Below are 23,268 nucleotides of genomic sequence, written 5' to 3' on the forward strand. Positions count from 1 at the left end.
CCTTTATTTGAAACGTCACATATAGAAATGATAGCGTAAATGGACAGACTAATCCTATTTCTCCAGGTTCTCATTTTCAAGAAAATATGAGTTTTATACCCTTTAAATAAGATTAATTCCACATCCGCTAAGTACCATTCCTTTCCAAATTTTCCTTGCATATTCAGTATATTTACCATCGATAAGATTGTCAACAGAGATTTTAATTAGAATGACAACGCGTCATCACACTACACATTATTATGTTAATGCGATAATAGAGAATTTTAAATATCTAACAAAGGACTGTACTACTCTTTACTTACACTCCCTATTATTAAATTTAAAAAAATGAGCATAACCCTCTCTAGATTAAAGTTCCTTTTTCTTAAAATGAAACTTTTCACACTTTATCTAAGTATCGCTGATTTACCAATTTAAATTACGTCGTTATTTTATAGATTTGATTATTTTCAACATCATCCTTGCTGCGACATTTTGACCATGAAACTGATTTGTTGTTCCTGTAAAGTATAGCTCACTTTTTGGATGGTAAAATGAAAAAGCCCCTGTCTGTCCCCAATGTCCTATCAGTCCATTTTTTATTTCTTTAAAAAATAATGGTTGATTTGCAATTCCAACTCCATAAAAGAACACTCCAGGACTAAAAAGAAGTTTCCAGTCTTTAAGCTCGTTAAAATCTTCTCTTGGAAAGAACTGCCCATTGATAAAGGCCTTTAAAAATATCATAGATTCCTTCGCGGTTGATACAATGCCTCCTTCTGGTCCTATTGATGACATATATTGGGGGAGATGAAGTTTCTTATCTTTGTAATAGAAAGATGCAGGTCGATAATCATTTACATCTTCAAATAAATACGTATCTTCTAAATTCAATTCATCAAAAATAAATTCCTTGAAAACAGTATGAATGTCTTTGCTGGTGATCGTTTCAATGATCTTACCTAAAAGCTGATAATTTGTATCAGAGTATTGAGCCTTTTTACCAGGAATAAAGTTCGGTTCCTTTTTCTTCGCACTCGCTATTGTTCTTTCAAAACCCCATTTCTGGTCTTTTCCTGCTGTTAATTCCCTAATCACATTAGAAGAAAAATAATCAGGAATTCCCGATGTGTTAGACATTAACTGTTTAATGTTATTTCTCTAGAGTATTCTTTCCCTTGAAATATGTGGAGATCATGTAGAATTTCATCTGACAAATAGTCTTCAATTTTATTATGAAGGCTCAGATAATTTTTTGATCTTAATCTTAATAAAACAGCAGTGACATATAATTTTGTTACACTTGCGATAAAATAAGGCCTATTGATCGATAGATTTCCAGCACCATGTAAAAATGAAAGAGAATCATCTTCATTTTCGACACATAATATAGCACCATAAATGTGCTTCTTTGAGACAGCAGATGACACTAACTCAGAAACAAATGATTCATTTGTATGAATCAACAATAATATCCTCCTTTCAATTCACACAATCTTAACCTTTCCCTTCAACTTTCAAGATGGTTGTTTATCTATATTCATAATAGGATATTTATAGCAGTATTCTGTGCACTCTTCTAACTCAATAGGAAAGATCTATCACAATCTTTTAGCTCTTAAGTTGATTGAATACAAAAGGTTCACTCTCTGTTAAGAAAGTGAACCTTTTTGATATCAGACATGAGGTGTATTTGCCGCGCAAAAGCTGCTATAAAGTGGAAAGCTGAAAAAAGATGACTATCATCCAGGATAATAATGATGCAGGTCCTGCAATTTAAGCAGTAACTCCTGATAAAAAAGGACTCCTGAACCTAAAATGCCAGCTATATATAGCAATCGCGTCATATCACTATATGATCACTAACTTTTACCATCATTCTAGATTGTTACCATATTTATTCACATACACTTTACTGGGTTTCATAGCTATTGTTAAAAATAACTATAAAGGAGCGTGATCTTATATTAGATCAACGCTCCTTATTCCTCTAGTTTATTGATTTCATAAACTGCCTGCTCAGCTGCCAGGAGTGCACCTTCAAGATGGCCACCATATTGTGAATTAGCCTCTGTACCAGCAAAAACTATTTTCTTCTCCCATACCCCTGATTTTGGTGGTTGACCATAAATCGGAAATTCTCTAAGCGGTTCTAAATCTTCCTCTGCCGCCGTCTCGGAATCTTTGGACCAATCCTTGTATAGCATAGCCTTTACATTTTGAGCAGAGGTTCCAAAGAGCCTGACCAATTGTTTCGTGACCAAATTTTTAACGTTATCCTCACCCATTTCTCGGCGCATTTTCGCTGACATGCCGAAGAATCCAAATAAAGCACCGGATCCAGATTCAGATTCAGGTGAGGCATCATGGATTTCTTGCAAGGGGCCGACCCAACTTGTAGCGTATCCAGAGAGTCCTGATTCCCTCCAAAAGGGACGGTCATAGACTGCAATTGCTTTTGCTTGTCCTGCCATCCAAGTAGGTTTGTTTTTTAGGTCAGTTATACTATTTTTGGGTAATGAAGGAGAGAAGTTAATATGACGCGCCACAAGCCGGGGCGGCACTGCTAGGATAACAGCTCTGGTGGAAACTTCTATTCTCCTTCCATCAGCACGAACTACTTCAACTGTGATAGCACCATCTCCGTCAAGTCGAATTGCTGTAACTCTCGTTTCAAGCTCGACTACCCCTGCAGGAATCGTATCTGCTACAGCATCAATAAGAGACTGCACCCCACCTATAAAACGATTTGACCTTACATTCGAATTTTCTGGAAGTACAAAGCGCTCTGGCGGTACGTGTTGGGATCGTTCTGAAAGCATTGCCCCTTTTGTGTGCTGGGCGAACGTTCCTATTTTCAGTTCATTAACAAGGCTCTTAATTGTGCTCTCATACTGCGGCCAGTACCATGTCGGACCGAGGTCAAATTTTCCTAGGTCAGGTCTATTTGGATCTGATGTACTCAAGACCCTACCGCCAATCCTATCTCTAGCTTCTAGCACCTTGCAATTGGTACCTTGTGCAGAAAGTAAAGACGCAGCTCGAAGACCACTTAAACCAGCACCAACTATGACTACAGGATTGTCCACATTCCTCCCTCCTTCCGCTTATGTGTATTGTACTTGCTTTTTTTAAACCAATTATTGCAAATCCCGAAAACTAATTCAATTTTTATTGGATGTGAAAGGAAGCTTATCCTTAATTTCGGATAAGCTCCTTATTGTTCAAGACTTTAACCCAAGATAATTACCCTGCCGATTCAGCAGGGTAATTTGAATTATTTCACAACTTCTTTAGCATCTGAGGATAATCCCCTCACTTGCTTTAAATACTCAGTCATCTCTTCATCTTCATGAGATGGGTAGCTAAACGACAGATGGTTCGCAATATCCTTACCTAGCTCTCTAAATAACTCTCCACTAATAAACAAAGAGTCCCATATATTTTCGTAGTTGTCATCAGAATAAGTAGCGCTATACTTATTCCAGTGAGACTCTGGAAGCTGTTTTTTAAGTAAGTTACCTACTTTTCCAGTCGACACTCCAAAATTAGTGGTTGTCCCAATCCACCATTCGACCATCCTATTTAAATCCTGTCTGACCACGGATTCCATCATAAACTTTGCGTAAGGTAACTCATCCCGCCATAAGCTTTTAGCAATATTCTGTTGGCACCACCAAAAGTTATTGCAGCAGCTTAAATACATGGACTCACTTGGTTTTTTAACATGATAGTCGCTATCAGTGGGCTCTGGGATACTAGGTAAACAGTTATCTTTATCTAACAAAGGGACCGTTAATTTGTCATTCAAATAATGCCCTCTCATATGCTCTTTCGTTTCAATATGAAGATCAATCCGATTGCCATCTTTAAAGAGCATTAAATAACCATATGATTCTTCAAAATTCGTTTCCAATCCGTTTTCCCGACTATTTCTATCTGGTTCTTGGAAGATAAGTATATCTCCGAAACCGTGTATCCAATCTTCGTCATTTATAAAGGAGTAGGTTTCTTTAACTACATATACGATATCGTAATCCTGAAATATATCTTTTGGCACTTTCTGATTTGTCCTGGAACCATTCATATACACAGCACGAACTCTTTCATCTTCCTTAGCTCTATTGATTATGAGGTCCATCATTTCTTGTTCACATCTCATTTATAATCCCTCCATAGATGTAATAGTTTAGAATGGTCTTATGTTCCATCTTGGGAGGATCTCGTGAATGGTACCTCTCACTTCTTAAGAGTGGTGTTTATAACTTATTAAATCTCTTTTTCATATGTAAATTCCTTTCTCTCAAATATCTCTTTAGCCATGGTTCGATATCACAAAATATAATCCCTTGTTAGGTTAGTATAAAAATGGAAAATCTCTCAATTATTAATGGTGGAAGATAATTTTATTATGAAATACTCATAGTAATTGTTCTGTTTTTAAAGCCCAGACTTTCATATATCTTAATTGCTTGATTTCCATCAAAAACGCTTAAACGAATTTCGGAGTATCCTTCTTGTTTCAATTGTTCCACACCAGTTTTAATCAATTGTTTTGAAATACCTTTACCTCTGCATTCCTCGATAACAAATAATTCATAAATAAATCCTAGTGCCTTATCTGAAAACTGGTCTTTACTTCCTCCTATAAGAATCCAACCCATTATTACATCGTTTTCAGTTGATATTAAATAATAACTCCCCTTCTTCAAAAGAGATTCTACTAGTTGTTTTGTTTTTTCGATCGTTGGTTCTGCTTCACCTAAAGTTCCCTCAAATATAGCCTGTGGAGATAGTTCTATTATTTTTTCAATTTCTACCTCATTTGGTTTTCTTATGTCCACTTATCAACTCAACCCTTCCAAAATGGGGCATTCTATTTCAACATTACTGCCCAACATACCAATTATTTCAAATTACATTGTCTTACTCAATATTTGCTACAGTAATGCTGTCCAGTTCGTTTTCACTATAACAAGCACTAAGTATAATCCAGCAAAAATCAGTTTTCATTTGTTTTAAGTTGTAGTCCATTTAGAATTGGAAATCCCCATCCTTCATTAGCAGGACTTCAGTTCCACCCTCTTTAATGCCCTCTACTTTCATATCTTCGGTACCAAAGGTCACATTGACTAACAAAAGTGAAGTATTTAGACCCGCTACCTGCAACTCTTCCTCAGATTGGTCAATGCCATTTTGAATATTGGAAGGAGATGCATTTCCGATTCCAATATGACAGGACGTATTTTCATCAAACAAGGTATTGTAAAAAAGAGTATCTGCCTGAGCAAGAGGAGATTTATTAGAGACCAAGGCAATTTCACCTAGATAATGTGATCCTTCGTCTGTTTCGATGAGGTTTTGTAACACTTCCTGGCCCTTTGCAGCATAATAGTCGATAATCCGTCCATCTTTAAAAATTAGATAAAATTCATCGATGACACTTTCTCCATAGATAAGAGGTTTCGTACCTACCAATTTGCCATTCACCTTATTTTTATGTGGAGCAGTAAATATTTCTTCCGTAGGAATGTTCGGAAAGAAAGGTATTCCCTTTTTATCTATGACTCTTCCACCGATATAGTGATGATTTTTAGGTAGACCAACTAATAAATCAGTTCCACGGCTATTTGTGAAATACAAGGATTCAAATTGGCTCTCGTTTAGGATTTTTTTCCGAGACTCGAAGGCTCTATTGTGAATCTCCCAATCTTTTATAGGGTTTTTCCCATCTGCCCGAGCCCCTTTTAAGATAAATTTCCATAATGATTGTAAAGCTTCTTCTTTACTTAGGTTGGGGAGTACTTTCGTTGCCCATTCAACGCTCGGAACAGCTAGAAGACACCAGCGTACCTCGTGGGATCTAATTTTCGCATGATAATCCCTCAATTTGGTACGAGAAGCTTTTTGGGAACGATTTATCCTTTCAGTAGAAACCTCCATAAAGACCTTTAAGTTTTCAGAAATAATATGGATGTAAGCAGCACCTTCCTCACCCCATTCCTTAAAACGAGAAGCCTGCCAATCAGGAAAGTGATCGATGACACCATCTGCTGCATGTAAGTAAAATTCTTTGGTAGACTGTTCATCTGTCCAATCTATAAATACATTTGAGGCTCCTGCCTCGTAGGCTACCGTTTGAATTAGACGTGCAAACGTAGCATGTTGGATATCACTATGAATGATCAACAATTGATTTTTCTGCAAATTCACTCCAGCTCGTACAGCAAGTTCTGCATACTTTCTTAACTGTGCTTCACTGATAAATTCATATATTCCTTTAATCATTTTATATCTCCCCAATGATGTTCTTGGATAATTTCACTTCAGAACTTTTACATTAGCTCTCCCTATTCTGAAATATTTACTTTTTAGATATTCGAAACATAATAGTTCTCAGCATATAAGAATCACTCAATTTTCGGAAGTTAAGTCTAAAAACTCTTCTACATCTTTCACGCATAGCTCCATTCCTTTTTCCCAGAATTCCTTTGAAGTAATGTCTTCTCCTATATGTTTCATAACTAGACCTTCCAAAGACATACTTCCAGAATCACGAAGTAAGTTTAGATAATCTTCTTCAAACTCTAGTCCTTTTTCTTTTGCCTTAGCATAAATTCCTAAAGCAAATAAATACCCAAAAGTATAAGGGAAATTGTAGAAAGGGGATTGAGTAATATAGTAGTGAGGTGTCCAAATCCATGAATAGATAGAGGGTTGATCTAAGGATCCCTCGTACGCTTCATTTATAGATTCTTCCATTAATTGATTTAACCGTTCGGGTGATACGATTCCACCTTTACGTTCCTCATAGAAGCTCTGTTCAAATAAGAACCTCGAATGAATATTCATGAAGTTCATAATACTCCGTTTCAGTTTCTCGTCTAGTATAGCTATTTTTTCTTCCTTAGTATTTGCCTTTCTCATTGACGCATCAAGAATAATAGCTTCACAGAAAGTTGAAGCGGTTTCAGCAATACTTATGGGATAGCCCTTATTCAAGCTATCAACTGACTTCATGGCGTAATTATGAAAACCATGCCCTAGTTCGTGGCCAAGAGTTAACATTTCCATAAAAGAACCACTATACGTCATGAAGAGTCTTGATTCACCCGTAGCTGGAAAACTAGCACAAAAGGGAACAGCCGACTTGTTAGGACGATCTTCAGCTTCTATCCAACCTTCATCAAAGGCTTCTTTAACAAAGCTTCCTAATTCATTACCAAACTGACTAAAATGCTCCGTGATGAATGTCACTGCTTCACCATAGTGCACTTCTTGATTAACGTTTGTAACCGGAGCCCAAAAGTTATAAGACTTCATACTAGAATCGCCCATCATTTCAGCTTTTCGATCCAGATACTTGGAGAAAGGTTGTTTATATGTATTGATAACCGACCACATTGTATTCAACGTTTCTTCTTTCATTCTGTTCTTCTTCAGTGGCCGTTCTAGTGCATTTTTAATCCCGTGTTTGTTATGAACTTTTATACGAAAGCCAGCAATGTGATTTATAACTTTAGCAAAGAGTTCTTCTTTCTCTTTCCATATTGATTCCAGTGAATAATGAGCTTCCTTTCGCACTTCTTCACAATGATGTGACCGCAAATTGATGGCTTGTCCAACTGATATGTTCTCTTCTTTTCCATCAATCCATATTTTTACGTTAATATTACTAATTAAATCTTTATAAAAATGGCCCCAAGCATGGTATCCATCAACCATTAAGTCAGAAATTAAACTTGATTCACCTTCTGATAAGTGCGAATCTGCGTTTTCTCGCCATTCATTGAGAATGAATTTATAACCTTCTAACTCTTTAGTTTCTAGTAATTTGCTCCATACACCTTCATCTATGTTTGAAAGTTTCTTTTTCACTTTCGCTATTACTTTTTCGAAGCGGGCTTCTTTTTGACCAACTATTCCTCTTAAACTCGCAGCGTCTTGATCCTTTGGGTTTTGCGCAAGGAGACAAGTGATAAATGAATTCGCTTGAGTAAGGTTCAAGCGCATGTTCCCCATTTTCCCCACCAAATTTACCATTTCATTTGTTGAATCAGTGAAAGAGTTAACAAAGCCTTCTAATTCATGGGTAAGTGTCTCTAATTGCTCGATATGTACTAAAAATTGATTTGATTTACTCCCGCCTCTAAAAACCTTATCTAAATTCCATACTTCTGAATAACTTAACTTCTCCATAATCTCCTCCGAAAAAAAATTTGAGGTTCATTACTATCTCGTATATTTTCCTTTTAAAACAACGCCCCCCTTTAATTTAAGAACTCATTTCTCAGGATGCTCATTCTTAAACGATCAACAAACTTACCATTTCTTAATCGGTCTTGTCTTAAGATACCTTCTTCAACATAACCCATTCTCTTATACGACTTAATAGCCTTTTCATTATCAACTTCAACTCTAAGCCAAATCTTGTTAAGACTTAATTCGTTAAATCCCCACAAGAGCATTTGATTCATTGCAGATAAACCATATCCTTTTCCCCAGTAGTTTTTGTTACCTATCGCTACGCCTAATTCAGCGTGTTTGTTGAGTTTATCGATGTTTTTCAAATCAATCCAACCAATATGTATACCTTCTCCGGTGACAATAGCTTTTTGTTCATATCCATTTCTTTTGTTAATACACATTTGTATCCAATTTTGAGTCTCTTCTTTACTAAAGGGAGGATATTTCTCTGGCATATTCAAGTGTTTAGTCACTTCTTTATCAAAACACCATTGATACCGGTCTTCAACGTCATTTAGAGTCAATTCTCTTATATGGACTTTAGGTAATTCATTTGTTTTCATATTTGCTTTCTCCTCTAAATATTCAATTAAACTGCTAATGGCCTAATACCAATTATTTCAAATTACATTAAGAAAAGGGAGCTTAACCTAATTACAATTAACCTCTCTTTTCTGGAACTAAATAATTACCCTTCACCATAGTATTCTGCAAAATGAAAAAATCCAATTTTCCTAACATGAAAGCTTCTTAACTCACCTTGAGTAGCTTTCTCAATTGGTGGATTTGTTAAAGTATATGCTTTAGCATTCAATTGGGTAAATTTCTCTTTATCTACTTCGTTGTGGTAGTCATCTTCAATAATTCCTGATGTAATTGCAGCTTTGGGATACCCCATAAGAAGTACTTGTGTTCTTAATGCCATACTAGGTGTGGTATGAAATAAAATAAATAAAACTATAATAGCAGACACTACGCTAATCCATTTTTTCAAATGTTTCACCCCTACTCCAGTATACGATCTGCAAAATGTTGCACTTTGTTTAATGACGAACATTTCAAATGTAATGATTTAACTCAATCATAAATTCATAAAACATATCCTACTTCTGTTATGCTTCCTTTTTTTGAATACTAAGTGGAAGAACTAAATCTTAAGCGATACTACCGTTAAGAACCTTGATAATTAACCAAAACTTTTATAGGACATTCACTAGTTTCACTCAGATACGCGAAGCAATCAATTAATTCATTCGAATCAATATGCCTATCAAAAATACTAGTTACATATGATTTCTTGATATTCTCAAAGAACCATTGACTATGTTGTTGATAGTCCCATCCGTCACTTGAACCAACGATTTTGAGTTCCTTTTCATAGAAGTCTTCATTCAAGAAGAAAAGATCCTTGTTTCCGTCTGATAACACACAAACTTCCCCATTATGATTCAACGCTTTTAGTATTGCGTGAAATGCATTCTTACTTGAAGAACACTCAAAACCATACTTATAATGTTCTCTAGGAACTTCTTCCTCTGATATATAAACATTAGTTGCTCCAAACGTTTTGGCTAATTCACCTCTTGCTTTATTAGGTTCTAATACATCAACTTTCTCAACGTTCATGTACTCTTTTAAAAAATGAAGTGTCAATAACCCCATTGTTCCTGATTCAGTTACCAAGACGTGATCCAATTTGTTAGGTTCCAGTTTCATAACACCTTTCGCAGAGTCGCAAGAGAGGGTATTAAGTAAAGCATATGTATAATCAAGGGTTTCAGGGACCTTAACTACCTTTTCAGCTTTTACAACGCCATAGTCTTTATGTCCATAAAATGCTAGAACGTGATCTCCTACATTGATGTCTAATACGTCTTCTCCAGCTTCTATTACTTTTCCAAAACTCTCATAACCTGTCTCTCTAGGATATTCAGGATTGAGATCCGTAACATCCGATTCATTGTACTGAGGAAGTTCGGCACCAATACTGATCGCACCTGCAATCGTTTGAATTAATAATTCATCTTTTTCAATAGGGTCTAATACTTTTCGTTCCCATTCTAGTTTTCCTTTTCCCATAAGGACCAATGATTGTTGTATCATTTGAAAACACCCTTTTATATGTTAGATAAAATCTTCACATTACTAGCAATTATTTTCGCCTTCTATATATCTTTGTAGTTTTCCTCCAATTCTTTATTTGCTGCCATTACTTGAAGGCTCGGTTTCGAGATATTCTGTCGCAACTAGATTCCGATTCAATCGACAATACTCTCCCTAAGAAATAAGTTGAATCTCGTCGGTAAGACGCGATCCAACTTAACAATGCAAATGCTTTGGTTCACTACTTAATAATTAACAGCTTCTTTTTGTTGGTGTTCTAGAGCCTTCTCAGTCTTTTTAATATCTAACTTCATAAGAATGGAGACGACAAGCGCTAAGAATATTAAAGCAAGAAAAACGTAAAATACAGGAATGTAACTATCGGTTCTAGCCCGAATTTGCGAAACAATCATAGGTCCAAATACGCCACCTAGGGACCATGTTGTCAATAAATACCCATGTATGGCACCGAGTTGTTTCGTTCCAAACAAATCACCAATAAATGCAGGGAGATTAGAGAATCCTCCGCCATAACAAGTAACAACGAGGAAAATTAGAAGCTGGAATATGATGATGTTTGTAGTAATCGGAAGCATAAAAAAAGCAACAGACTGTATTAAGAAAAAGATCAGAAAAACATTTGGGCGGCCAATATAGTCTGAAGCTGTTGCCCAGCCTAGACGACCTCCACCATTAAACACACCCATAATTCCGACCATCGTGGCAGCTGCAGCGGCTGATAATCCTACAACTTCTTGGGCCATCGGTGAAGCAACTGAAATCATCATAATCCCTGCGGTCGTATTAATAAGCATCATCGTCCAAAGTAGCCAAAAACGCTTTGTTTTAACCGCTTCTTTTGAAGTCAATTGTTGTAAGTCTTTTTTATAAACTTTATTCCCAGAGGCCATATTTTGTTTCATAGAAGCTGGCATCCAGCCTTCTGGGGGTGGGGCAATGTAAGAAGCACCTAATGTAATAAAAACGAAATAAGCTGCCCCTAATATGTAAAATGTATTAGATATTCCAATGGAAGTCATTAAGTTGGCTGCAACTGGTGCTGTAATGAGAGCTCCTGTTCCAAAACCAAGTACAGCTAATCCGGTTGCTAAACCTCTTCGGTCAGGGAACCATTTTACAAGAGTTGATACGGGTGAAATATAGCCAATGCCAAGTCCAAGTCCACTTGCTACCCCGTAGGACAATAGGAAAAGTGGAAGTGAATCAATCGCGATCGCAATCCCTGAACCGGCTTGTCCTAACCCAAACAAAACACCAGCCAGAATTGCTGATTTTCTTGGACCATTTTTTTCAACAAACTTCCCAAACAATGCTGCGGATGACCCAGCCAGTGCCATCATTATGGTAAATGCAATCGTTACTTGAGTTGGGGTCCAACCCATTTGTTCACTTACAGGGGTGGTATATACGCTATATGCGTAGGCACCTCCGATGGAAAGGTGGATGGAAATAGCTGATAAAGCAATTAACCACCTGTTTTTCATTGCTTGCATATTATGTACCTCCTTCACTCTCTTTGTAAGCGGTTTATAAAACAGAATACAACGAGTGACTACAAAAATCAAATTATTTTAAATTATTTGAAATTACAACAGGATCACATAGTGGTATTGTAATTAAAATTAAAAAAAACTCAGTTCAGTGAACTGAGATTTTTCTTCTATTGATTTTCAATTGCTTATTCAACTGAAACTCGAAATTTAAAGGGATAACAGACGCTTATTGACTCAATGTATTCATTCAAGGAAGTAACTCCTAAAACATAAAAACAAAATAATAGGTAGCTGAACTAACTAAAAAAAACACAAAATAAAAACCCGATTACTGAACAATATTAGTATTTAATTTCTTTCAGCCACTCTTCTGAGCCGCCTTCTAAAAATACTTTAACCTCTTCCTTATTGTTTTCGCTGAGATGATACCAAACACGTTTAACGTCATCGTTCATTTCAATCATCTTTGCTTCTGTATCGCCCACAATAACTTTTTCATGTCTTGTTCCAGTTAGCGTTCCACACCATAAGTAGGATTCTCCAACAAGATTTGCATTCCACTTATCCATAAGACACTCTCCTGTCTTACTCAAGTGCCATTCACCATTAAATTTTGTAAAGTAGGCAATCTTGGGATATTCATTATTATTTTTTTTATTAATTGCTCCGTTTTTTGAATGAGCAGTGAAGATAATTACATTGTCCTCTTTCACTATCTCAACTATCTTGTATTCATCAATATCAAGATTATCATTCATACTAACATGGAAGACTTCCTCCATTGTTCTCGGACTGTTACAACCTACAAGTAGAAATAAAACTATCATAAAAAAAATAATTCTTTTGAACATTTCTCCCCCTAAGACCTTTGTCGTCAACCTTTACTTTTGTTAAAGAACTACTACTCTTCAATTAATCTTCCATTCTTATCGTAATATCGATAGTTACGAATTTATAACTTGTTGTATTGGCTATCGGCTGCACCCACGTTACAATAGCTTGAACAGGAGTTAAAGGTTGCTCCCCATGCCCTTCCATCTATATCCATATGCATTTTCCCTATTTCATTTTCAGCATTAGTCACAAACATTAAAATAATCGAACTGTTATCATTTACCGATGTTCCTTAGGGTTGTTCGATCTCAGGAATTGGATTAACTCATCTTCGTTGTACGTTTTAAGAACAATGCTTTTAGTATTAAACACAACAAAAGCTGGAGACTTATCTAGGTCTAGAATTTCATATTGCTCATTGATGTACTTCAGTGAGCTTTCCCTTTGAATGGATTTTACATTGGTAATCTCATTCTTTTCCATCCATTCAAACCCATCTTCTTCTGCTAGCCCTTTCTCTCCTATTACTAATAAGGAATACTTATTAGCATCCTCAGAAAATAAACGGTGAGCCTGTTTAGACTCGATAGAATTATAAACTTTTTCTTCCAATTCATTTAAATAGTGGTCAAGATCTTTTAACGTATGGGTTCTGTATATGATTTCTTTATGATCAAGCACTAAGCATATCGGTGTTTTTTTTATATTAAGAATATCTAAAACTTCTTTAGGCGGATTGCGATTAGTATCATAGCCGTCGAGTATATCTCGATGTTCTCTATAAATAGCGTTAAATTTTCCATTAAACTCTTTTTCTAGCTTTTTTAAATCACCTTTACAGCTTATCCTATAGAAACCTTCATAATTTGTTGTCAAACCTTCTAATAATTTTTCCGCTGCCTTTTCTTCTTTTAAACTCTCAAAATAAAACCAACTAGAAACTATAGCAAGGGTAATCATTATGAATTTAAATAATTTCCGCATACCATATCCCTTCCCACCAGTACGTACTGATTTTTTTCAGATAACTGCCCTGTTATTAACTTAAACAAGTAGGAGCTTATTCCTTTTTAGATTAACGCTCCCTTTTGTTTAACAAACTCTCTACGATAAAAATATAGTGAGGATCCCTAATATGAACACCACAATACCTATAGGTAGTCCCAGGGCACATTTCCTATTCCATCTCTTCACAAAGTTTCTAGACAGGCTCCTATCATCCTTAATCGCCTTTTTGAATTCTTGTTTAAATCCTACCATTTGTACTAGCAAGATCATCGCTAAAACTATAGCGGTAATACCAAAAGCTAATCTTATTAACTCCAATTGTGTTCACTCCTGATGAAATTTACTTAACATATAAAAGAATCATTCCCACTCTTGCTCTCTATTATCGAATAGATAAATATCTTTAACCTTGATAACACATTCAGCTGTTTGAAATTCATAAAATCGTGATACATACGTTATGTAGTTAACTAAATTTAAAAGTAGGAGTGATGAAATCATGGCAGATCGTTACAAAACTGGAGAAAAAGCACCTGAGAACGGAAAGTACGAATTTGATGGATTAACAAATGGAAATGGTAGTGGAAACGTAACAGAAGATGAAAAATATATTAGCCTTGAGAGTGGCGAAACTTTCCCTCCTGTACGTTCAAGTAAGGAATCAGCATACTGGAAGAAGGCATAAAGGATGAAGCCCTAAGGACTAAAGTCCTTAGGGTATTTGTTTGTATAATTAAATTCATTACTAATAATGATTTCACCTTTTATTACACCTTAGCTCCCTATTGTGGAAGATTGATTACATAAGTAATCAATCAACTAGCCCATTCCCAATGAATTTAAGGTTTTCTATATCAGCATAAACAATAACATTGTTGGTAAAAGATGTACTTTTTGTAGGAAAATCAATAGCATAAACTTCTACTCCTACATATGTATTTACTTCATCTGTTTGTTTAACAAACATACTCTCAGTTAATTTTATTGTTGATAAAGTTCCATCTTCCCAAGTTCCGTCAATAAATTCTCTTTGGTCCGTTTGCAATTGATCCCAAACTACCTTTCTCGCATCTAAATATTCAGTATGTTCTTTTACATCAACGTTTGCTTGAAGATTGTTGACTACTGTTTCACTTTGATTTGTACAGCCGATTCCCACTACTGTTAGAACTGAGAACATACAAAGTAGAATGATTTTTTTCAAGATAACACCCCCATAATACATTCTATCAACTAGACGGTATAACCCTTCCTTAAGTTACAAGAAGGGTTATTCCCTCAATATTTTAAGAACTATCTTCATAAAAATCCATTCCTTATTGCTCCCTTTAACGCAAGATTTGAAATCAAGATATTTCAGTCGCTGTTTATGAACAATTATTCTCCCTTGACTGCATACGATTGATCTCTAACTACTACGGTTTCAGGTACAAATCGAATGAAGACATTTAAAGCGAGGGGACGCTTCTTATGCTTCATGTTGGAAGCGTTCGAACCGTCCCCTCGATTCCACTCAAATACCAATTATTTCAGTGAGATGACTGGTAAATCAAGCTTTTGAATGAAATAAGGGGACGTATATCTTGAATCATTAGAGACACGAGTGATTCAAGATGTACGTCCAAATGTGTCACTTCATTTATTAATTGGAATTCATCAACTGGAAGAAATATTCAGGTTCATGCGTTTTATTTAGGTTATACCATGAATGTAATGTACCAGGTGTAAATACATCCATTTTTTTCAGTACCTCCATGGCAAATTCCAGCGGAGCTATTCCTGATGCGGTAACTAAATTCTCATCAGATATAGCAGACCCCAAATCATAAAATTTTTCTCCTTTATAGTTAGGACTTACCATTTTGGTATATTCTAAGTCATTACTAGTGTGCCTTCTAGTATCTAAGTATCCCCTATTCGCGAGGGCCTCAACGGCGCCACAAATTGCAGCAACAATCGTGCCAAGCTTTAAAGCCTGGCCGATTTTTTCCAAGATAGGCTGATGAATGTCTTCACTCCAAGTAGTCCCTCCTGGTAAAATTAAAAGATTATTACGCTCAAGTGTACATTCCTCAAGGGACATATCTGGTTTTATGCTCAACCCTCCCATCGTCGTAATCATTTTTTTATTAGCTCCTACTGTCATTACTTTTAAAGGTGTTAAATCTTTTTTGAAATACCTTCCTGAGTTTAGTTCAGCAATTAAATATCCATATTCCCAGTCTGACATTGTATTAAATACATATAAAAAAACTTTTTTTGTTTGCATCCAATAACACTCCAATCACATTTGATATAGCCAGTATAATAAAACTTCCCTGACAGTTAGCGTCAGGGAAGTGATTATACTTCATGAAATTTTATTAATTCCGACAGAACTTCAACAAGTCGTTTCTTTAGACTGATTGGCTCAATCACTTTAATAGATTGATTGTACGGTAAAAGTAAATAAGGTACATATTTATGGATGACATCTTCTTCAAGAAGAAAAACGGCTCGATTTGAAGTCCGTTCTTGTAAATAATGTCCTAAAAACCAATGTTGACAAATATCATCCAATACACTTTTATTTCCGCTAATAACGAAAGAAATTCCCCCTTCCTTATCTTCTATAGCTGGAAGAAGATTTCTTGTGAAAAAGTCACGTGCTGAAAAATGTTTGGGCCGGTTAAACATATTTTCGGTTAGCATTAGACTTTCAATGCGATCTACTCTAAAACTACGGATAGCATTTCTAAAATGACAAAATCCAATCACATACCACTTATTATTCCAATAAATCATTCTATACGGATCGATCAATCTATCATCTAACTGTTTTTCGCCACTTTTAGGGTAAACAATTTTTATTGAGTACCCGTCAGCTACTGCCTGCGCCAACTCCTTCAAAAGGGATTCCATAGAAAGTGAGCATGATTGACTGATCACTTCAAGATTCTTTAAATGTTGGTCCACCTTTGTTTTCTGATCTTTATTTGAGTAGTTACTTAGTTTCGAAATTGCCCTATTTAGTGCCTCACCACCATAATATCCTGCTTCTTCTGCAAACACAGCAGCGTGAAATAGTGAAGTTTGCTCCTCAGAATCAAAAAATAGAGGAGCCTCTATAAAATTGTTCAATAAAGTGTATCCACCATTATGACCTGGCTCTGAAATGATAGGTACTCCACTCGTTGAAATCGTATCAATATAACGATACACAGTCCTTATATTCATCTCTAACTTTTCTGAAATCTGTTTAGCAGTAATTTTTTCACCTGAACGAAGCATCCACAGAATTGCTAACATACTGTCAATTTTAGGCATATATCTCTACCTCTAAATGAATTTCATTTTTCCGATTTTTGGTATAACTCATCAACTGTTCCTTTCCAATAGCTTTCTATATAATTAGGGCTTATCTCTGAACTAAGTCTTCAACAATCCTGCCCTGTTATTCCTTAAACAAAAAAGAGCGTAATCCTTTCTAGATTAACCCTCCCGATTGTTTAGAATTCACCTTTTGCAAACTGTTCTTCGGAAATGACTCGTAATCCATTCCTTTTTAGTAATGCTGAAGTAACACCATTACCTTGAACTCTACTTCCGGTAAATTCTCCATTATAAATCATTGAACTACCACAGGATGGACTATTCTCCTTTAGAACTACAATGGTTGCACCCATTTCTATAGCTTTATCCAAAGTAGTATAAGCCCCTTTTAGGTAAAGATCCGTTACATCTCTTCCTGATTTTTCATTGACTCGCGCTTTACCATTTAAGACATCTTCTCCATCCCCACCTATTATTTCACAAGGTTCTCTTGGAGTTGAAAATCCCCCAAGCAATTCTGGACAGATTGAAATGGCTTTATTCTCTTCTACTAATTTTCTAATCTTATCATTTAAACTATGTTGACCGTCGTACCTTACTTTTAACCCAGCTAAACAGGAACTTACTAATATCAAAGCTCACACCTCATTCTTATTCCGTAATCCTGCTCTGTTAGTAAGTGAACTTATAAGGAACGTACTCCTCCCCCTCACTTTTCACAGGATTTTCTATTAAAACATTCTTATAAATGTATCTTTACTCTATGCCTGAGTAAATCATATTGTTTCTGATTGGTATCTAAGAATGCCTCTTCTCTATTTGAGGGCACGTCCCTATACCTAATACTTTCATTGAATTGGGAAACAGTAAAATCATAACGAATACCATTAATTTGATTGTAAAAATGCCATCCATCATTTAATGCGGTCTTTCTTATACGCCCGCCGAGTATATCATTTACTACTAACGCTGTTACACCGCATTGGCCTTTAGCTGGATTGTCTTTGGTCCATTTGGAACTTGTATGAATTGACCAAGATTTTAATAATGCTTCTTGTATTTTGATGAATGTTGATTTCCTCATTTTATAGTTCTCCTTAATTACTTCTCATACTGCTTTCAAATTAAATAATTCTGCCGTTATTAACTAACCACCTACCTCATCTCAATATTAATGGTGGTAAGTCTAATTTAACCATCACTTTAATTCCTGTTCTCTTGAGTAAACTCCATTTCGTTCATCTCCTTTCACTCAACGTGTTAGTCCATTAGAAAGAAAAATTATATTTGACCAACTGTTGATAGTACATTAAGCGTTTACATTTATTAGTACAAAGCTCCCGATTCATAAATAACAATAAGTGTATTTTTACAGCCTGTAAGCCATTCATAATTTATTTCTTAACTTTCACTAACAATAAAACACCGGCTGAAACAATAATTATAGTTCTAATCCATGAATCATTAGATACATTCATTTTTGTGAGAATGCTACTAACTAATATAATCAGAAAAAAAAGTGAGAATGATTTAATTGCGACTACTTTTATTTCATCTTCTTTTTTACCAAAAATAGTTAAGCTTAGTATACTAAATCCAATCCCCATAATGATTATTGTTAGAGTATCACTAAGAATATAAGACTCTAAGTTCAAGAAAAATTCTTGAATAATAATACCTATTACCATTGAGGTAATTCCCAATGAAATTGTAAGCACTTTATGATCAATTAAATATCTCATTAACTTATACATGTTCTCATCCTCGTAACCTTTCATCTATAAATCTTTAATTTTCAATATAATAATGTTTTACGAATTTTACATAATCCCCCTTTCAAATTATAAGACCTAATTCAACAAAACTGCACTGAAACTATATAGAGCGCTTACTTTTTTAAAGCAAATGCTCCCGTTAGTGGAATAAGCCTATTATTCACAACGACTAAATACTCTTTCAAATTCAGAATCTATTATTAATTGTTTTAATCACTCAAGCATGATTATACTATACGAGAGTAGTAAGCTACATCGGTAACTCTGCCTCTCAAATTCGATTCAGGCAACACCGCTACCAAAGTAAATCCGAGTTTTTCAATTAACTTTTTTGACTTAATATTTTTATTATCTATGGTAGCAGATAGGCGTTTAAGGTTTAATGTGCTTTTACTATACTCAATGACCGCGGTAACCGCTTCATACGCAAAACCGCCTCCCCAATGCTCCCTCATGAAGCGATAACCAATTTCGCCAAGATAACCTTCTGCTATTTCTGGAATCATTACATCACCGATGAATTCATCAGTATCTTTTAATGCAACCGTCCATTTTGTTTCAGTACGATTCCTAACCATTTCTAACATTGAGTGTTCATCACGAGGAGGATTAATTCCAAGAAATTCTCTTACTTCATCATTGTTAAACATTTTAAGCATATTGGGAATGTCTTTTTCCTCTCTCGGACGTAAAACCAATCGTTCTGTTTGAATTTTCGGTGCTTCTTTTATTGCCATGATTTATTCCAGCCTTTCGTACATCGATATTTGGATTCCTTTTTCAAGTAACCTGCCCTGTTATTAACTTAAACAAAAAGGAGCGTAATCCCCTCTAGATTATCGCTCCCGTTTTTACAAAACTCAATTTCAAGATATCCCCAAACTTCTATTGTCTTTTTCGGAAGCGCTTGAACTGTCCCCTCGCTTTCTGCTTAATTCAAAGTCCTACATCCTCCTCATTACACCACTAATATATCGCGACTCTATGTTCTTATTGTCATATGAAGATGCTAATAGTTGTTGATGAAGAGGACATGCTATTACTCAAGGAAAAGTTCACTTTGTTTTCAACATATAAGAAAGAGAGCTAAAAATTTTAGCTCTCTTTCTTAATTTCTCTTAGTTTAAGCAAATGAATTAGCATACACCGAATGATCTTTGATTAGTATTCGGTTGACTCATTAATAGTGGATAGGAGAGCCTGGTCCCAAATTAATGCCCGTCATCATCCAGATAATTAACATGAGTGTCCAAGATACAAGGAAAAAGACCGTATATGGGAACATTACAGAAATCAGAGTCCCAATTCCCATGTTTTTATCGTATTTTTGAGCGAATGCAATAATGATAGCAAAGTAAGTCATTAGAGGCGTTATGATATTTGTTGTAGAATCTGCCACACGGTAGGCCATCTGAGTTAATTCAGGTGAATAACCCAGCTGCATCATGATCGGTACAAATACCGGAGCCATCATTGCCCATTTTGCAGAAGCACTGCCAATAAACAAGTTAATGCTAGCGGCCACTAAAATAAAACCTAAGATTAATGGGATCCCTGATAGGTTGGCCGATTCTAAAAATTCCGCGCCATAAACACCGATGACGAGTCCCATATTTGTTTCTGAAAAGTAAGCTACAAATTGTCCGGCAGTAAAAGCAAGTACAATGAACATCCCCATGGAAGCCATCGTCTCAGAAAGCTGGTTTGCCACATCTTTGTCATTTTTAATACTTTTGACGGCGATGCCATAAAACAACCCAGGAATAAAGAATAAAATGGTGATAATTGGCACAAGGGAACTCATAAACGGAGATTGTATGATCCCTCCATCTTCTCCTCTTAAAGGCGCTCCAGCTGGCAGAATCAAAAGAGCAATAAGAACGGTTGCTACAGCGACAGAAATACCTGCCCATTTCAAACCTTTCTTTTCTGTAGCATCCAATCCCTTTAAATCTTCACGGAACTCGCCTTTGTATTGTCCCAAACGGGGTTCGACAATCTTTTCTGTGACCCAGCCCCCTACAAATGTTAGCAAGAATACAGAAACAAAGATGAAATAGTAGTTCATCGCTATGTTCATATTCGCCGCATAGGCAGGATCAATGATAGCAGCAGCATCAATCGTTAACTCTCCTAATAAGGGGTCCGTCGCTGATAAAAACAAGTTAGCGCTGAAGCCTGCAGAAACACCCGCAAATGCACCAGCAAGCCCCGCTAATGGGTGACGGCCAAGTGCTGCAAAAATGACAGCCCCGAGTGGAGGTAATACTACATAACCAGCGTCTGAAGCAACACTGGACATGACACCTGCAAATACAAGTCCATAAGTGATCAATGATTTTGGAACAGACAGCACAAAACCACGTAAGCATGCACTAATTAGTCCGGTTCTTTCTGCTACTCCAATCCCAAGCATTGTCACTAGAACGACCCCTAAAGGAGCAAATCCAATAAAGTTCTCGGTCATACTGGAGAAAATATACTCAATACCTTCTGCACTGAGGAGGTTGTTTACTTCAACAATTTTTCCTTCTTCCCCAGGGTGCTCTACACTCAGCCCAAAACTAGAAACGATAGCAGACAATAGGACAACCAATAGGGCTAAGATAGCAAATAGTGTAATTGGATGGGGCAGCTTATTCCCTACATATTCAATGGCATCCAATCCTTTTTGAAACATCCCTTTACTTTTTTTAATCAATAATATTTCCTCCTCTCTTGTTGTAAAACAGCAATGAATATTCGTACCGCAGCCGTTTTTGTCTATTGCTGTCGTTTTTAGTATAAAGCATACTCGATACAAATGAAGACGTTTTCAAAAATATATAAAATTCTTATTATTACGAAAAAATACAAAGGAGGTATGAGGAACGGAGGAAGGTGCCTAACCCACGATCTTTTAAAGGAATTTTGCCTTGGATGTCAGGCACCATTATAGGAGAAAATCCCCCTCAAAAAGATCTTTCAAATGAATCACATTCAATGATTTTCTTTCTGAAAATTTCAGTGATTCTTGGTTTATTTTCTGTATTGGAAATCACAAGCGAAATGCGCTTGCACCCGGGATTGAAAGCATCAAGATATCAATGCTCCCTTTCGTCAGCTCTCTGTCCATTGCGTCACTTCCAAAAATAGTAATTATATTGTTAAAGTACTTACATCGTAATCCATGGTCATTCGACCTAATTCCTGCCAAAAAAGAGCCCTATCCCTTCATAGGGTGGACTCACTTATTAAATCGGTTATTAACTCACTTTTCACAATATCAGCCCCTGATCCCTAATCTTTCACAGTTATTTAGCAGCGGGGTCAGGCACTCTTAACCAAAGCAGATATTATTGGCTTCTTGATCAATTGCTCGCTTTAGTTGAAGACTCAAATTCAAATTAGCCTATAAACGCACCTTTTTACTTTGATTCTAAAAACCCCCATGACTAGTAACATGAGAGGGGTTTACATTAAATTAACCGTCCAATTACTACAAATAGTGCTAATGCTAATAGAACGATATTGGTTACAACAGATTTCATTTCTTTACGCTTTGCGTGTTGGATGGCTGCTAATACCATGATAATCGAAATGCCGATTGCAGCAAGCGGTGTTAAAATAGGAACAATATTAAGTAACCAGGGTAAGATTAAGCCTACTGCTCCTAAAATTTCAACAATGCCAATAAAAACAAACAAATTGTTATTGGAAGGACTTGCCGTATTATCTGCCGCTTCATTTCTTTTAGTTGACTGAACTACTTTTTGGCTCCCCACCATTAAAAACATTAATGCTAGTAATATTTGTACAATCCATAAAAGAATATTCATAACTACTTACACTCCCCCTTCATAAACTTTCCTAATGCTTTGTTTGCCTTTTCGAACGATGTAAACGAATCCGCTCAAGTAGGCAATTCTCTAAATCTATGCACCAATTTTGCGATTCATTCGGTCTTCCTAAATACGAAAAATTGTAATCAGCACTCTCTACACCTTCGTAATTGGCGATCTTTTGCCTTTATCGTTTACCTCCTAGAATTATTTTTGAATTAACTATATAGTTATAATAGAACCAAGGACTATTTTTTGGAAGTAGGCACAATAAAGTGCCATAGTATACAAAAGGATACCTAGAGGGGGAAGTTAAATGTCTCATGAATGCAAAGTGGAAACAGCATTAGATATACTCGTTGGAAAATGGAAGCCTGTTATCCTTTTTAATATATTTCAACACGGAACTTTACGTTTTAGTGAACTACAACGTTTAATACCTAATATTACAAAGAAAATGCTTACAACTCAATTAAGGGAACTAGAATATCACGATATTATTAATCGTAAAGTCTATCCCCAGGTCCCACCTAAGGTTGAATATTCAATAACTGATTACGGAAAAGGCTTAACACCACTTTTGGAGTCAATGCATGAATGGGGATTATCACATATAGCGCACTTAGATAAGATATATGGTGAAAATAATACGGAGAAAAGTAACTAACCGAG

Annotated in this window: 25 protein-coding genes; 2 read left to right on the top strand and 23 right to left on the bottom strand. The window is 35.9% G+C overall.

All coding sequences use genetic code 11. From position 1 onward, the window contains the following. Positions 1-429: 429 nt before the first annotated feature. The 14 genes from LCM09_RS00130 to LCM09_RS00185 all read right to left on the bottom strand — a co-directional run bounded on the left by LCM09_RS00130 (position 430) and on the right by LCM09_RS00185 (position 13,664). Positions 430-1,080, bottom strand: a complete 651-nt coding sequence (locus LCM09_RS00130) for a serine hydrolase domain-containing protein (protein WP_318246473.1) — start codon at positions 1,078-1,080, stop codon at positions 430-432. Positions 1,081-1,121: 41 nt separating this feature from the next. Then, a complete protein-coding gene (locus tag LCM09_RS20645; protein ID WP_263622797.1) occupies positions 1,122-1,448 on the bottom strand; it encodes a beta-lactamase family protein in 327 nt (108 codons plus the stop codon). A 516-nt stretch (positions 1,449-1,964) separates the two neighbouring features. After that, the gene (locus LCM09_RS00135; RefSeq protein WP_224877815.1) at positions 1,965-3,071 is read right to left on the bottom strand and encodes a flavin monoamine oxidase family protein; all 1,107 of its coding nucleotides are present in this window, start codon (positions 3,069-3,071) and stop codon (positions 1,965-1,967) included. 188 nt (positions 3,072-3,259) lie between these two features. Then, the gene (locus LCM09_RS00140; RefSeq protein WP_224877817.1) at positions 3,260-4,144 is read right to left on the bottom strand and encodes an aminoglycoside 6-adenylyltransferase; all 885 of its coding nucleotides are present in this window, start codon (positions 4,142-4,144) and stop codon (positions 3,260-3,262) included. A 247-nt stretch (positions 4,145-4,391) separates the two neighbouring features. After that, a complete protein-coding gene (locus tag LCM09_RS00145; RefSeq protein ID WP_224877819.1) occupies positions 4,392-4,826 on the bottom strand; it encodes a GNAT family N-acetyltransferase in 435 nt (144 codons plus the stop codon). A gap of 190 nt (positions 4,827-5,016) precedes the next feature. Further along, positions 5,017-6,270 (bottom strand): aminopeptidase, encoded by a 1,254-nt coding sequence (locus LCM09_RS00150; protein WP_224877821.1) that lies wholly within the window; start codon positions 6,268-6,270, stop codon positions 5,017-5,019. 126 nt (positions 6,271-6,396) lie between these two features. Next, positions 6,397-8,181 (bottom strand): M3 family oligoendopeptidase, encoded by a 1,785-nt coding sequence (locus LCM09_RS00155; protein WP_224877822.1) that lies wholly within the window; start codon positions 8,179-8,181, stop codon positions 6,397-6,399. 71 nt (positions 8,182-8,252) lie between these two features. Then, complete coding sequence (locus tag LCM09_RS00160; RefSeq protein WP_224877824.1) at positions 8,253-8,792, bottom strand: GNAT family N-acetyltransferase; 540 nt, start codon at positions 8,790-8,792, stop codon at positions 8,253-8,255. A 125-nt stretch (positions 8,793-8,917) separates the two neighbouring features. Continuing rightward, on the bottom strand, positions 8,918-9,223 hold the full coding sequence (locus LCM09_RS00165) for a hypothetical protein (protein ID WP_224877826.1): 306 nt from the start codon (positions 9,221-9,223) through the stop codon (positions 8,918-8,920). A 176-nt stretch (positions 9,224-9,399) separates the two neighbouring features. Further along, positions 9,400-10,332 carry a zinc-binding dehydrogenase gene (locus LCM09_RS00170; RefSeq protein WP_224877828.1) on the bottom strand — a complete coding sequence of 311 codons (933 nt, stop codon included), beginning with the start codon at positions 10,330-10,332 and terminating at the stop codon, positions 9,400-9,402. A gap of 245 nt (positions 10,333-10,577) precedes the next feature. Next, entirely contained in the window at positions 10,578-11,846 is a 1,269-nt protein-coding gene (locus LCM09_RS00175) for an L-lactate MFS transporter (RefSeq protein ID WP_224877830.1), read from the bottom strand. Positions 11,847-12,187: 341 nt separating this feature from the next. Continuing rightward, positions 12,188-12,604, bottom strand: coding sequence for a hypothetical protein (locus tag LCM09_RS00180; protein ID WP_224877832.1), 417 nt, complete (start codon positions 12,602-12,604; stop codon positions 12,188-12,190). Between the two features lie 154 nt (positions 12,605-12,758). After that, the gene (locus LCM09_RS20650; protein WP_263622798.1) at positions 12,759-12,884 is read right to left on the bottom strand and encodes a hypothetical protein; all 126 of its coding nucleotides are present in this window, start codon (positions 12,882-12,884) and stop codon (positions 12,759-12,761) included. A gap of 75 nt (positions 12,885-12,959) precedes the next feature. Then, positions 12,960-13,664 (bottom strand): hypothetical protein, encoded by a 705-nt coding sequence (locus LCM09_RS00185; RefSeq protein WP_224877833.1) that lies wholly within the window; start codon positions 13,662-13,664, stop codon positions 12,960-12,962. A gap of 523 nt (positions 13,665-14,187) precedes the next feature. On the opposite strand from LCM09_RS00185, the gene LCM09_RS00190 reads away from it, so the two are divergent. Beyond that, the gene (locus tag LCM09_RS00190; RefSeq protein WP_224877835.1) at positions 14,188-14,373 is read left to right on the top strand and encodes a YjzC family protein; all 186 of its coding nucleotides are present in this window, start codon (positions 14,188-14,190) and stop codon (positions 14,371-14,373) included. 126 nt (positions 14,374-14,499) lie between these two features. On the opposite strand, the gene LCM09_RS00195 is transcribed toward LCM09_RS00190, so the two are convergent. From LCM09_RS00195 to LCM09_RS00235, 9 genes are all read right to left on the bottom strand, one after another. After that, the gene (locus LCM09_RS00195) at positions 14,500-14,892 is read right to left on the bottom strand and encodes a hypothetical protein (protein ID WP_224877837.1); all 393 of its coding nucleotides are present in this window, start codon (positions 14,890-14,892) and stop codon (positions 14,500-14,502) included. A 438-nt stretch (positions 14,893-15,330) separates the two neighbouring features. Continuing rightward, positions 15,331-15,957: a type 1 glutamine amidotransferase family protein gene (locus tag LCM09_RS00200; protein WP_224877839.1), complete on the bottom strand. Its 627-nt coding sequence runs from the start codon at positions 15,955-15,957 to the stop codon at positions 15,331-15,333. Between the two features lie 74 nt (positions 15,958-16,031). Then, complete coding sequence (locus tag LCM09_RS00205; RefSeq protein WP_224877841.1) at positions 16,032-16,994, bottom strand: helix-turn-helix transcriptional regulator; 963 nt, start codon at positions 16,992-16,994, stop codon at positions 16,032-16,034. A gap of 182 nt (positions 16,995-17,176) precedes the next feature. Then, a complete protein-coding gene (locus LCM09_RS00210; RefSeq protein ID WP_224877843.1) occupies positions 17,177-17,635 on the bottom strand; it encodes a 2-thiouracil desulfurase family protein in 459 nt (152 codons plus the stop codon). A 107-nt stretch (positions 17,636-17,742) separates the two neighbouring features. Next, positions 17,743-18,084: a YunG family protein gene (locus LCM09_RS00215; RefSeq protein ID WP_224877845.1), complete on the bottom strand. Its 342-nt coding sequence runs from the start codon at positions 18,082-18,084 to the stop codon at positions 17,743-17,745. 310 nt (positions 18,085-18,394) lie between these two features. Continuing rightward, on the bottom strand, positions 18,395-18,754 hold the full coding sequence (locus tag LCM09_RS00220) for a hypothetical protein (protein ID WP_224877847.1): 360 nt from the start codon (positions 18,752-18,754) through the stop codon (positions 18,395-18,397). A 248-nt stretch (positions 18,755-19,002) separates the two neighbouring features. Next, positions 19,003-19,512: a GNAT family N-acetyltransferase gene (locus LCM09_RS00225; RefSeq protein ID WP_224877849.1), complete on the bottom strand. Its 510-nt coding sequence runs from the start codon at positions 19,510-19,512 to the stop codon at positions 19,003-19,005. Positions 19,513-19,955: 443 nt separating this feature from the next. Beyond that, positions 19,956-21,476, bottom strand: a complete 1,521-nt coding sequence (locus tag LCM09_RS00230) for an AbgT family transporter (RefSeq protein ID WP_224877851.1) — start codon at positions 21,474-21,476, stop codon at positions 19,956-19,958. Between the two features lie 757 nt (positions 21,477-22,233). Beyond that, complete coding sequence (locus LCM09_RS00235; protein WP_224877853.1) at positions 22,234-22,593, bottom strand: DoxX family protein; 360 nt, start codon at positions 22,591-22,593, stop codon at positions 22,234-22,236. A 319-nt stretch (positions 22,594-22,912) separates the two neighbouring features. On the opposite strand from LCM09_RS00235, the gene LCM09_RS00240 reads away from it, so the two are divergent. Further along, a complete protein-coding gene (locus LCM09_RS00240) occupies positions 22,913-23,263 on the top strand; it encodes a winged helix-turn-helix transcriptional regulator (RefSeq protein ID WP_224877855.1) in 351 nt (116 codons plus the stop codon). Positions 23,264-23,268 lie beyond the last annotated feature (5 nt).

Origin of the sequence: Guptibacillus algicola (assembly GCF_020171805.1) — a bacterium.
Taxonomy (GTDB): Bacteria; Bacillota; Bacilli; order Bacillales; family Guptibacillaceae; genus Guptibacillus; species Guptibacillus algicola.

Excerpts from the sequence above, each read along its gene's own strand:
- LCM09_RS00140 (WP_224877817.1), bottom strand. The coding sequence starts at position 4,144 with ATGAGATGTGAACAAGAAATGATGGACCTCATAATCAATAGAGCTAAG.
- LCM09_RS00150 (WP_224877821.1), bottom strand. The coding sequence starts at position 6,270 with ATGATTAAAGGAATATATGAATTTATCAGTGAAGCACAGTTAAGAAAG.
- LCM09_RS00155 (WP_224877822.1), bottom strand. The coding sequence starts at position 8,181 with ATGGAGAAGTTAAGTTATTCAGAAGTATGGAATTTAGATAAGGTTTTT.
- LCM09_RS00160 (WP_224877824.1), bottom strand. The coding sequence starts at position 8,792 with ATGAAAACAAATGAATTACCTAAAGTCCATATAAGAGAATTGACTCTA.
- LCM09_RS00170 (WP_224877828.1), bottom strand. The coding sequence starts at position 10,332 with ATGATACAACAATCATTGGTCCTTATGGGAAAAGGAAAACTAGAATGG.
- LCM09_RS00175 (WP_224877830.1), bottom strand. The coding sequence starts at position 11,846 with ATGCAAGCAATGAAAAACAGGTGGTTAATTGCTTTATCAGCTATTTCC.
- LCM09_RS00180 (WP_224877832.1), bottom strand. The coding sequence starts at position 12,604 with ATGAATGATAATCTTGATATTGATGAATACAAGATAGTTGAGATAGTG.
- LCM09_RS20650 (WP_263622798.1), bottom strand. The coding sequence starts at position 12,884 with ATGGAAGGGCATGGGGAGCAACCTTTAACTCCTGTTCAAGCTATTGTA.
- LCM09_RS00185 (WP_224877833.1), bottom strand. The coding sequence starts at position 13,664 with ATGCGGAAATTATTTAAATTCATAATGATTACCCTTGCTATAGTTTCT.
- LCM09_RS00190 (WP_224877835.1), top strand. The coding sequence starts at position 14,188 with ATGGCAGATCGTTACAAAACTGGAGAAAAAGCACCTGAGAACGGAAAG.
- LCM09_RS00200 (WP_224877839.1), bottom strand. The coding sequence starts at position 15,957 with ATGCAAACAAAAAAAGTTTTTTTATATGTATTTAATACAATGTCAGAC.
- LCM09_RS00205 (WP_224877841.1), bottom strand. The coding sequence starts at position 16,994 with ATGCCTAAAATTGACAGTATGTTAGCAATTCTGTGGATGCTTCGTTCA.
- LCM09_RS00215 (WP_224877845.1), bottom strand. The coding sequence starts at position 18,084 with ATGAGGAAATCAACATTCATCAAAATACAAGAAGCATTATTAAAATCT.
- LCM09_RS00220 (WP_224877847.1), bottom strand. The coding sequence starts at position 18,754 with ATGTATAAGTTAATGAGATATTTAATTGATCATAAAGTGCTTACAATT.
- LCM09_RS00225 (WP_224877849.1), bottom strand. The coding sequence starts at position 19,512 with ATGGCAATAAAAGAAGCACCGAAAATTCAAACAGAACGATTGGTTTTA.
- LCM09_RS00235 (WP_224877853.1), bottom strand. The coding sequence starts at position 22,593 with ATGAATATTCTTTTATGGATTGTACAAATATTACTAGCATTAATGTTT.
- LCM09_RS00240 (WP_224877855.1), top strand. The coding sequence starts at position 22,913 with ATGTCTCATGAATGCAAAGTGGAAACAGCATTAGATATACTCGTTGGA.